Origin of the sequence: Streptomyces sp. NPDC086077, from assembly GCF_040686175.1 — a bacterium.
Lineage (GTDB): Bacteria > Actinomycetota > Actinomycetes > Streptomycetales > Streptomycetaceae > Streptomyces.
Window position 1 is genome coordinate 1 of the sequence record NZ_JBFBJT010000320.1, and the last position, 1344, is coordinate 1344.

At 71.7% G+C, this 1344-nt stretch carries 1 protein-coding gene; it reads right to left on the reverse strand.

What is annotated here, in order from left to right:
• Positions 1-39: 39 nt before the first annotated feature.
• Positions 40-1188 carry a glycosyl hydrolase gene (locus AB0O67_RS37345; RefSeq protein ID WP_365460574.1) on the reverse strand — a complete coding sequence of 383 codons (1149 nt, stop codon included), beginning with the start codon at positions 1186-1188 and terminating at the stop codon, positions 40-42.
• Between the last annotated feature and the right edge of the window lie 156 nt (positions 1189-1344).

The window sequence follows — 1344 nt, forward strand, 5'->3', positions numbered from 1 at the left end:
GGCCCGCTCAGGGCCTGCCGCCGGCGACGGCGCGCCGTGTCACCGCCCTCGCGACCACCAGTCGAGCCGCATGCACAGCCTTTCGCCGAGCCAGTGCTCCACCCAGTCGCCCAGGTGCAGCGGCGAGCAGTCGGCGGGGGCCGTGGCGGGCGGCGTGGCCGGGGGTGTGACCGGAGCGGGCTGCGTGGGCTGCGCGGACGGCGGCCGCGTCGGCTGCGCGGACGAGGCGTCGGTGCGGCCGGTGAGAAGCGCCCGGTAGACCGCGGCGGACCGCGGGTTGTCGTCGCACTGCCACACGCCGTGCGGGCAGTAGTCGGTCAGGGTGTTGTAGAGCGGCTTGTGCTCGTCCATCCAGGCGAGCATGCGGCGCATGTACTCCGGGTTGTCACCGTTGCGGAAGAGTCCCCACTCGGGGTAGGAGATCTCCTTGCCGTGCGCCCTGGCGAAATCCACGTGGTCCTGGAGCCCGTAACGCTCTTTCACCTGTTCGTCGAAGGAGAGTCCGGCCGGCTGGTCGTACGCGTCCATCCCGATGATGTCGACCGTCGCGTCCCCCGGGTAGCACTGCGTCCACGGAATGGCGTCCCGACCGCGCGACGGAGTGAAGTCGAACCGGAATTTCTGGCCCGGCACCGAACGCATGGTGGTGACGATCCTGTTCCAGTACTGCTTCCAGGCCTTCGGGTCGGGCCCGCAGCGATGGGTGTACGTGATGCCGTTCATCTCCCAGCCGAGCACGATCACCGTGTCCGGCGCCTTCAGCTCGACCAGCCGTTCGGCGAGCCTGCGGAAGTGCTGATCGAAGTGCCCGGCGGCACCTTGCCGCAGCAGCCTTCGCACCTCGGAGTCGCGGACGCCCTCCTCGTTGCGCTCCAGCATGGGCACGTTGAGGACGAACATCCGGTCGGCCTTGGCGTTGCGCCAGTCCGCCCACGACTCCAGGAAGCTGGGCGCCCCCTCGATGTTGCTCCACCGGTCGCCCGGCAGATAGGTGTGCCCGACGCGCAGCTCGGAACCGCCCAGCCAGCGGCTGAGCTCGGAGATCCGGGCCACGCCGCGCTCCGCGTAGTGGAGATAGGCCCCGAAGGCGGGGAACTGCTTCACGGGCGGCTTGGCCGGGACGGCCGACGGGGCGGGTGCCGCGGACGCGGTCGGGACGGACGAGGCGGTCGGTGCCGGAGTGCTCACCCCGGGCCCGGGCGTCGTGGCTGCCGCGGGAGCCGTGGCCGCCGTCGGCGCCGTGGACGCGGTGGGTGCCGTGGGCGCGGTGGGCGCGGTGGGCGCACCGCCGGAAGCCGCTGCCCGAGCACGCCGAGATCGACTCGCTGTCCAAGGACCTCGTCC